The sequence below is a fragment of the Arthrobacter melezitosi genome, assembly GCF_054511055.1.
The window spans coordinates 33,686-42,230 of the sequence record NZ_JBTNDJ010000020.1; the positions used below are offsets into that span (position 1 = coordinate 33,686).

General features: G+C 70.9%; 10 protein-coding genes. 7 read left to right on the top strand and 3 right to left on the bottom strand.

The annotated features are described in order from the left end of the window. Positions 1 to 21 precede the first annotated feature (21 nt). A complete protein-coding gene (locus ACX80W_RS15205; protein WP_459284738.1) occupies positions 22 to 189 on the top strand; it encodes a hypothetical protein in 168 nt (55 codons plus the stop codon). A gap of 18 nt (positions 190 to 207) precedes the next feature. On the opposite strand, the gene ACX80W_RS15210 is transcribed toward ACX80W_RS15205, so the two are convergent. Continuing rightward, positions 208 to 1,599, bottom strand: coding sequence for an amidase (locus tag ACX80W_RS15210; protein WP_459284739.1), 1,392 nt, complete (start codon positions 1,597 to 1,599; stop codon positions 208 to 210). Positions 1,600 to 1,736: 137 nt separating this feature from the next. Between ACX80W_RS15210 and ACX80W_RS15215 the strand changes: the two genes are divergently transcribed. The 4 genes from ACX80W_RS15215 to ACX80W_RS15230 all read left to right on the top strand — a co-directional run bounded on the left by ACX80W_RS15215 (position 1,737) and on the right by ACX80W_RS15230 (position 4,490). After that, positions 1,737 to 2,063 (top strand): rhodanese-like domain-containing protein, encoded by a 327-nt coding sequence (locus ACX80W_RS15215; RefSeq protein WP_459284740.1) that lies wholly within the window; start codon positions 1,737 to 1,739, stop codon positions 2,061 to 2,063. A gap of 29 nt (positions 2,064 to 2,092) precedes the next feature. Continuing rightward, entirely contained in the window at positions 2,093 to 3,016 is a 924-nt protein-coding gene (gene pheA / locus ACX80W_RS15220) for a prephenate dehydratase (RefSeq protein WP_459284756.1), read from the top strand. Between the two features lie 69 nt (positions 3,017 to 3,085). Next, entirely contained in the window at positions 3,086 to 4,060 is a 975-nt protein-coding gene (locus tag ACX80W_RS15225) for a DNA topoisomerase IB (protein WP_459284742.1), read from the top strand. An 85-nt stretch (positions 4,061 to 4,145) separates the two neighbouring features. Then, entirely contained in the window at positions 4,146 to 4,490 is a 345-nt protein-coding gene (locus ACX80W_RS15230; protein WP_459284744.1) for a hypothetical protein, read from the top strand. Positions 4,491 to 4,544: 54 nt separating this feature from the next. Here the strand turns inward: ACX80W_RS15230 and ACX80W_RS15235 are convergent, their stop codons facing one another. Beyond that, positions 4,545 to 5,648: a diacylglycerol/lipid kinase family protein gene (locus ACX80W_RS15235; protein ID WP_459284746.1), complete on the bottom strand. Its 1,104-nt coding sequence runs from the start codon at positions 5,646 to 5,648 to the stop codon at positions 4,545 to 4,547. Positions 5,649 to 5,718: 70 nt separating this feature from the next. Between ACX80W_RS15235 and serS the strand changes: the two genes are divergently transcribed. Both serS and ACX80W_RS15245 read left to right on the top strand, forming a co-directional pair. Beyond that, positions 5,719 to 6,999 (top strand): serine--tRNA ligase, encoded by a 1,281-nt coding sequence (gene serS / locus ACX80W_RS15240; protein WP_459284748.1) that lies wholly within the window; start codon positions 5,719 to 5,721, stop codon positions 6,997 to 6,999. 45 nt (positions 7,000 to 7,044) lie between these two features. After that, a complete protein-coding gene (locus ACX80W_RS15245; RefSeq protein WP_459284750.1) occupies positions 7,045 to 7,881 on the top strand; it encodes an HAD family hydrolase in 837 nt (278 codons plus the stop codon). A 41-nt stretch (positions 7,882 to 7,922) separates the two neighbouring features. On the opposite strand, the gene ACX80W_RS15250 is transcribed toward ACX80W_RS15245, so the two are convergent. Then, positions 7,923 to 8,498 carry a hypothetical protein gene (locus ACX80W_RS15250; protein WP_459284752.1) on the bottom strand — a complete coding sequence of 192 codons (576 nt, stop codon included), beginning with the start codon at positions 8,496 to 8,498 and terminating at the stop codon, positions 7,923 to 7,925. Positions 8,499 to 8,545: the final 47 nt, after the last annotated feature.

Consider the following 8,545-nt stretch of genomic DNA (forward strand, 5'->3'; position numbering starts at 1 on the left):
CCGCCTCCGAAAGGCTGAACGATGACTGAAGAAGCGAACACGACCCCCGCCGGCGATCCCGACGAAGAGGGTGCCGAGAAGGCCGGAGGTACCGAAACCCTCGACGCTGGGGGGTACGGCGGCCCCGACCCCGAGGTCGAAATCGCTCCCGGATTCGACGGCGGCCAGGACTCCGACGGACAGGAATAGCACCGCCGCCCGGACCGCTTATCGGCGGCCCGCCTCAAGCTGGGCGCAGACCGCCAGCAGGTCCGCCTCCGCGCTGGGCCGGCCGATGAGCTGGATCCCCATGGACAGCCCGTCCGGGGTGCTCAGCGTGGGGGCGACCAGGGCCGGAAGCCCGCACACGTTCACCATCGAGGTGTAGGGCGAGTACCGGCACTGGCGCTCGTAATCCGTGTCGGCATCGGCGTCGGTGTACCAGCCGATCGGGCGCGGCGTCATGCCCAGGGCCGGGGTGAGGATCATGTCGTAGGCCGAATACTGCCGGATGGTTTCATATTCAAACTGCCGCAGGACCGCGATCGCCTCGGTCAGTTCGGGGGCGCGGCGGTCCTTGGCGCGCTGGCGCATCGTCCTCGCCAGCGGCGTCAGCTTCACCTCGTCCTCCGCAGCAATCGGTGCGGTGGCCAGGGCGGCGGTCCAGACCGTCTGGAAGGCCGTGTGGTACCGGGAATCGTAGGTCAGGGGCGCCTCGACGATGTCGTGTCCGGCGGCGCCGAGCGCCCGGATGCCCGCGTCGAGGGCCTCCCGCGCCGGGGCATCCAGCGTAATGGGGAACTCGCTCTCGAACGGCGAGAGCGTACTGACGCCGATCCGGAAGCGGCCCTCCGCGCGCTGCGCCGCGGCCAGGAACGAGCCCTCCTGCGCGGCGGCCGCGGTGGCCCGGTAGGCGGGCTCATCGACAAGGGCGTCAAAGAGCAGCGCCGCGTCGGCGGCGTTGCGTGCCAGCGGCCCGGCGACCACGAACTGGCCAAGGTCGGCCTGGCCGGACCCCGAGGGGACCCGCCCCCGGTTGGGTTTGAGGCCCACCAGGCCAGTCGCGGCAGCGGGAATCCGCACCGATCCTCCGCCGTCGGTGCCCGGGGCGAATGGAATTAGTCCGGCGGCGACGGCGGCGGCGCTCCCGCCGGAGGACCCGCCCGGGCTGAGGTCCGGATGAAGGGGATTGCGGGCGGGCGGCCCGATGAGGTTTTCGCTGTAGGAGCTGAGGCCGAATTCGGGGACCTGGGTCTTGCCGAGGCTGATCGCCCCGGCGGCGCGGAGCACGGCCACCAGCGGCGAGTCCTCCTCGGCGACGGCCGGCGGAAGGGCCGCCGTCCCATAGGTGGTGGGAACGCCGGCGACCTCCGAAAGGTCCTTGTGCGCCAGTGGGAGTCCATGAAGCACCGGCAGCGGGCCGCCGGCGGCGCGCCGCGCGTCGGCGGCGTCGGCCTCCCGGAGGGCCTGTTCGGCGGTGACCGTGAGGAAGGCGCCGAGGGCCGGGTTCCGCTCCTCGATCCGCTGCAGGTAGTGCTCGGTCAGTTCCCTCGCCCCGATCCCGCCGCCGGCCAGGGCGTCGCGCAGGCTGAGGGCCGACAGGCTGGATAACTCGCTCATGCACCGCTTCCCTTGGAGCCGACGGGGGAGGACCTGTCGGGCGGCGCCCGGGCCCGCTCCCACTATAGGCTTGGAGCACGAACGCGGTGGATCCGGGCCCCGGCGGAAGGGGCGCCCGGCAGTGAAGGGAAGAGCAAGTGAGCGAACTTGAGAACGTATCAGTGGAGTCCCTCGGGCCGGACGCCCGGATCCTCGACGTGCGCGAGGACTACGAGTGGGAGGCGGGGCACGTCGAAGGAGCCCTCCACATCCCGCTCGACGACCTCCCCGCGCGCCTGGACGAGCTCGACCCGGACGAGGATCTCCACGTGATCTGCCGGACCGGCGGCCGCTCGCACCGGGCCGCCACCTGGCTCGTCGCCAACGGCTACTCCGCCGTGAACGTCAGCGGGGGAATGGGTGCCTGGCTCGAGGCCGGCAGGCCCATGGTCGCGGATACGGGCAGCGAGCCGACGGTCCTGTGAGTGCTCCCGCGGGCCGCGGCGGGGCGGACCTGGCCTTCGCGTCCTACGCCTATCTCGGCCCGGAGGGGACCTTCACGGAGGCCGCCCTGCTCCAGGTCCCGGGTGCCGCGGCGGCGCGCCGCATCCCGGTGGCCACGGTGGGCGCCGCCCTCGCCGAGGTGCGGGCCGGCGCGGTGGACGCCGCCATGGTGCCGATCGAGAATTCCGTGGAGGGCGGGGTGAGCGCCACCCTCGACGCCGTCGCGGTCGGCGATCCCCTTCGGATCGTGCGCGAGGAACTCGTGGCAATCACCTTCGTCCTTGCCGCCCGGCCCGGCGTCGGGCTCGCCGGCGTCCGCCGGATCTCCACGCACGGCCATGCCTGGGCGCAGTGCCGCGGCTGGGTCGATTCGAACATTCCCGGTTCGGAATACCTTCCGGCGTCCTCGACGGCGGCCGCGGCGCACGGGCTCGCGGAGGGGTCCTATGACGCCGCCATCTGCTCGCCGCTGCTTGCCGATCGGCTCGGCCTCGACGTCCTGGCCGCCGACATCGGAGACGTGTCCGATGCGGTGACGCGGTTCATCCTGGTCACCCGGCCGCCGGTGCTGCCGGCGCCCACCGGTGCCGACAAGACCTCCCTCGTGATTCCCCTTCCGGAAGACCATCCGGGGGCCCTGATGGAGATCCTGGACCAGTTCGCCGCGCGCGGGGTCAACCTGAGCCGGATCGAGTCCCGGCCCACCGGGCAGTTCCTTGGCGACTATTTCTTCAGCATCGACGCCGACGGCCACATCGCCGACGCACGGGTGGCCGACGCCCTGAAGGGCCTTCACCGCATCAGCCCCGGCCTGCGCTTCCTCGGCTCGTACGCCCGTGCCGACAAGCGGCCCTCGACGGTTGCCCCGCGCACCTCGGACGAGGAGTTCGGCGCGGCGGAGTCCTGGGTGGCGGGACTGCTGGGGGGATCCTGACGCGTCGACGGAAAGCACAGTAGGCTTACCAATCTCAGGATCCTCAGTTCGTCGAAGGTTGGAAGCCGCATGGCACGACTGCGCCGCAGCAATTCGAATCGGCCGGGAATCACCCGGCGCCGCTCCGGGAAGGGGTTCAGCTACCGCACGCCCGACGGTGCCCTGCTGACCGACAAGGCCGAACTCCAGCGGGTGCGCGAGCTCGTCATTCCGCCGGCGTGGAAGGACGTCTGGATCGCCCCGTATGCCAACGGCCATGTCCAGGCCCTCGGCACCGACGACGCCGGGCGCCGCCAGTACATCTACCACCCGGCCTGGCGGGAGCAGAAGGACCGCGAGAAATTCGATCGGTCCCTCGAGTTCGGCGCCCGGCTCACCAGTGCCCGCCGCGTGATCACCCAGCACCTGCGCAGCAGCGGAATGACCCGGGAGCGGGCCTTCGCCGCGGCGCTGCGCATCGTCGATGCCGGTGCCCTGCGGATCGGTTCCGCCCAGTACGCCGAGGAGAACGGCTCCTTCGGCGTCACCACCCTGCTCGTCGAGCACGTCACCATAGTGGGCCCGGTCATCACCTTCCGCTTCCCGGGCAAGAGCGGGCAGCAGTGGGACACCACCATCGAAGATGAGGATCTCGCCGCCGCCCTGCGTCCGATGATCCGCCGCGAGGAGGCCGACACCGTGCTGGCCTACCGGTCGGCCGACGAGAAGTGGTATTCGGTCGACGGGTCGCAGCTCAACGAATTCCTGCGCCAGGTCACCGGCGGCCCCTTCACCGCCAAGGATTTCCGCACCTGGCAGGCCACCGTCGTCGCCGCCATGGAGCTCGCCCGGCACGACGTGCTGTCGACGAGCAGGACGGCACGCCAGAAAGCCGTCACCGCGACCATGCGCGCCGTCGCCGACCACCTGGGCAACACCCCCACCGTGGCCCGGAGCTCCTACGTCGATCCCCGGCTCGTTGACCGTTTCATGAGCGGCGAGGTCATCCCGGTGGCCGGCTATGCCGCCTCGGAGCGGGCCGTGCGGGAACTGCTCGGCGGCTGAGGTGGGCTTTCACCACGGCCTGTTCATAAGTAGGCTTACAGTGGGCGCCCCGTCAGGGGCGTAACCATCGACGAGAGGCAGCATCATGACTGACAGCGCGAGCGAAGGACACATCGTCAATCCGGCAAGCGAGGAGGAATCCGGTTCGGATCCCAACCGCCGCGGAGACATCGGCGATCAGGGCAACGACCTCCGGTTCGCCGAGGAGCAGCAGCTGATCAACCAGCAGTCGGAACGGCACGGGGCCGCCGCGGGTGGCACCTCCAAGGAAACTGAGGGGAGCTACACCAGCACCGAGCCCGCGGATACCGGGGGCGGCTACACCGGGGCGCAGAAGCCGGAGCAGGCGGGCGAGTACCCCGAGAAGGACCGGGACCGGCTGAACAGCCCCGACGACGACGGCGGGTACACGGACCGCGACCGGAGCTGACCCCGCAGGCGTGCCGCGCCCTGCCGCGGCGCGGGCCGCACCGGCCCGGGCGGGTCAGGTGCGGCCGGCGGCCACGGCGCGGACGGTGGGGGAGTCCGATCCGGGTTCCCCGTCGGGCACCCGGATCAGCAGGGCCCCCGGGTCCACCCGCGCGGTCAGGGAGGTCACCGAGCCGGAGAGGTCGCCGTCGAGTTGGGTGTGGGTGGGGTCCGCAGTCCATACGGTGACCTCGCGGGCCCGGTAGTACTTGATGACCGGGATCTCCCCGCGGTGCCGGAACACGATCTTGGCCGCCATCCAGAGCCACCCGGCCAGGCTCCGGGGGCTCATCACCACGACGTCCAGGTACCCGTCGTCGATGATCGAATCGGGGATGAAGTCGATGCCCGCCGGCAGCTTCCCGCAGTTGGCGAAGAGCACACTGCGGACCTTCCGGCTCTGCGGCGCCCCGCCGTCCAGGCTGATCGAGACCCGCTGCCGGCGTCCGGGGAGGTGGCGTACGCCGGCCTCGCTGTAGGCAAGCCAGCCGAACTTCTCCTTGAGGTCGTCCTTCGTGGCCGCGACCACCGCCGCGTCAAGGCCCACCCCGCCCATGACCAGGAACGGGGCCTCCGAGGCGGTTCCGGTGGCTTCATTGCGCAGCAGCACCGTCGCCATGTCGATCCGGCGCTGGCTTCCGTGGAGTGCCGCCTCGAGGCAGCCGGCGATGTCGTTGTACGGCAGCCCGAGGTTGCGCACCAGCAGGTTCCCGGTCCCCAGCGGCAGCAGCCCCAGCGCGGCGCTGCCGTGCGCCAGCGCCTGCGCCACGGCCCGCACTGTTCCGTCGCCGCCGGCGGCGAGCACGACGTCGGCCCCGGCCTCGAGCGCCCGGTGCGCCTGCCCGGTGCCCGGGTCCTCGATGGTTGTCTCAAGGACCAGCGGGGGCTCCCAGCCGGCGTCCGAACAGGCCTGCTCCACGAGGGCGCGGGTCTCGGCGGCGTTGAGTTTGACCGGGTTGAGGATCAAGGCGACCCGCTGGGGCCCGCCGGCCCGCGGAACCAGCGGGTGGACGGTTGCTGCGGGGGGTCCCTGCACCCTCAGGCGCCGCACCTGCCACCAACTCCGGACCGATGCCGCTGCAGCGGCGGCGGCGGTGAGGACGATCAGTTTAGGACGCATGGTTTTTCCAGAGTACCGCCGGGTGCGGCTGCATGCCCGGCAGGAGGAGGGCATTGGGTAGGCTTGGGGCGTGATCGACGTAAACGAGCTCCGCGCTGACCCCGACAAGTTCCGCTACTCCCAGCGCGCCCGCAGGGCCGACGAGTCGCTGGTCGAGGAAGTCCTGGTGGCGGATTCGGCACGCCGTGAAGCGGTCACCCGCCACGAAAACCTCCGCGCGGACCAGAACGCCTTCGGCAAGAAGGTGGCGCAGGCCAAGGGCGGGGAGAAGCAGGCTCTGCTCGCCGAAGTCAAGGAGCTCGCCTCCGAGGTCAAGAAGGCCGCCGCGCTCGCCGACGAGGCCCGCTCCCGGCAGGAGGGGCTGCTGCGCCGGCTCCCGAACCTGGTCGAGGACGGAGTGCCCGAAGGCGGGGAAGAGGATTTCGAAGTCCTCCGCACCGTGGGAACGCCGCGGGACTTCGCGGCGGAGGGCTTTGCGCCCCGGGACCACCTCGAAATCGGGGAGCTGATCGGTGCGATCGACATGGAGCGCGGCGCGAAGGTCTCCGGTTCCCGCTTCTACTTCCTCAAGGGCGTCGGGGCGCGCCTTGAGCTGGCGCTGCTGCAGATGGCCATGGACCAGGCCGCGCAGGCGGGCTTCACCCCCATGATCACCCCCACGCTCGTCCGGCCCGAGATCATGCAGGGCACCGGCTTCGATGTCGCCCACGACGCGGAGATCTACCGGCTCGCCGAGGATGACCTCTACCTTGTGGGAACCTCCGAGGTCGCCCTTGCGGGCTACCACGCGGACGAGATCCTCGACCTCACGGGCGGGCCCCTGCGGTATGCCGCCTGGTCCTCCTGCTACCGGCGCGAGGCCGGCTCGCACGGCAAGGACACCCGCGGGATCATCCGTGTCCACCAGTTCAACAAGGTGGAGATGTTCACCTACACCACCGTCGAGGAATCGAACGCCGAACACCTTCGCCTGCTCGCCTGGGAGGAGGAGATGCTCGCGAAGGTCGAGCTGCCCTACCGTGTGATCGACACCGCGGCGGGGGACCTTGGCATGTCCGCCGCCCGCAAGTTCGACTGCGAGGCGTGGGTCCCCACCCAGGGCGCCTACCGCGAGCTGACCTCGACGTCGAACTGCACGACCTTCCAGGCCCGGCGCCTGAACATCCGGGAACGTCCGGCCGCCGAGGGGGCCAAGGGAACCCGCGCCGTGGCGACGCTGAACGGCACCCTCGCCACCACCCGCTGGATCGTGGCCATCCTGGAGCACCACCAGAACCCCGACGGATCGGTCCGCGTGCCCGAGGCGCTGCGTCCGTACCTTAATGGACTCGAGGTCCTGCCGGTACTGTGAAACCGGCCCTACCCGGACGGGGCCTTGATCTGGTTCACTGAATAGATGGCTATTTCATTAGCGGCTGGCATCGAGGACCAGCCCACCAACCGCACAAAGTACATGGTTGCGCTCGACGTCGACGGCACCCTCGTCGACCACGACGGCGTGATGAGCGAGGAGGTCCGGTCGGCGGCCTCGGCCGCGATCGAGGCCGGGCACGACATCGTCATCTCCACGGGACGCTCCCTGGGCGCGACGCTGCCGGTGATCCGTACGATCGGGCTCGTCCGCGGCTACGCGGTGTGCTCAAACGGCGGCGTCACCCTGCGCATCGACCCCGACCTTCCCCAGGGCTTCGAGGTGATCGACAAGGTGACCTTCGACCCCAGCCCCGCCCTGATCGCCCTGCGGGAGCGCCTGCCCTCGGCGAAGTACGCCCTCGAGGACGACCAGGGCCGCTTCCTCTCGACCGAAAGCTTCCAGGATGCGAGCTTCGGCGCCGAGGCCCAGAGCGTCGACTTCGAGAACATGCTTGACGCCAACGCCGTGCGCGTCGTTGTCTTCAGCACCGACAGCACCGCCGAGGAGTTCGGCAGCGCCATCGAGACGATCGGCCTGCACGGGGTGACCTACTCCGTGGGCTGGACCGCCTGGCTCGACATCGCCGCCGCAGGGGTCACCAAGGCCAGCGCGCTTGAGCTGCTGCGGCGCAAGATCGGCGCCGACCCGGCGTCGACCGTGGCGGTGGGGGACGGGCGCAACGACATCGAAATGCTCCAGTGGGCCGCCCGCGGGGTGGCCATGGGCCAGGCGCCCGGGGAAGTGCGGGCGGCGGCCACGGAGGTCACCGGTTCCGTCTACGACGACGGGGCGGCCAAGGTGCTGCGCTCCCTGGTGTAAGCGGCGGTGTAGGCGGCCGGCGCAGAAGCCGGACCTGAGCCCTAGTTTCCGGCCGCCGGCGGCAGGGACGCCGGGCCGTGCGCCAGCTCCAGCAGCCGGGCGGCGGCGGGCCGGGTGGCCCACTCCTCCATCCAGTGTGAGCGGATCACCGCCTTGCTCACGGCCTGGGTGCTGATCCCCAGTTCCTGGGCGATAAGTTTCTGCTGCCCGCGCGCGCCGGGGGTCATCAGATCGAGGACCTTCCACTCGGCGTCGGTCCGGGTGTACACGAGGTGCCCGAGCAGCCGCAGGACCGCCTCGGCCTCCCCGGCGATGTCGGCGTCGGGCCCCTCGACGGCCAGCGGAATGCGCTCGCCGGTCTTCTGTGCGCGGTTGACCGCCCGGCGGGCGTACACGAGACCGAACCCGTCGGCGTCAAGGATGTGCTCGGGGACGGGCGGCAGGACCCCGCCGACACCGATGCCCACATGCCAGCGGCGGAAGCGTACGGCACGCAGCGCCGCGTCGACGGCCGTCCCGGCGGAGTCCACGACCCCCTGCAGCTCATCGCCCACCGAACGCTGGAAGGGCACGACCGTGGGCAGGTGGCGGGGGTTCCGGGGGAGGTCCGGTGCCAAGTCGCCCCCCCCCCCCAAACCGCACTGGGGTGTGGTGGGGACGTAGT

Bases quoted from the DNA above. Each gene is read 5' to 3' on its own strand.
- ACX80W_RS15205 (WP_459284738.1), top strand. From the start codon at position 22: ATGACTGAAGAAGCGAACACGACCCCCGCCGGCGATCCCGACGAAGAG.
- ACX80W_RS15210 (WP_459284739.1), bottom strand. From the start codon at position 1,599: ATGAGCGAGTTATCCAGCCTGTCGGCCCTCAGCCTGCGCGACGCCCTG.
- ACX80W_RS15225 (WP_459284742.1), top strand. From the start codon at position 3,086: ATGGCACGACTGCGCCGCAGCAATTCGAATCGGCCGGGAATCACCCGG.
- ACX80W_RS15230 (WP_459284744.1), top strand. From the start codon at position 4,146: ATGACTGACAGCGCGAGCGAAGGACACATCGTCAATCCGGCAAGCGAG.
- ACX80W_RS15235 (WP_459284746.1), bottom strand. From the start codon at position 5,648: ATGCGTCCTAAACTGATCGTCCTCACCGCCGCCGCCGCTGCAGCGGCA.
- ACX80W_RS15245 (WP_459284750.1), top strand. From the start codon at position 7,045: ATGGCTATTTCATTAGCGGCTGGCATCGAGGACCAGCCCACCAACCGC.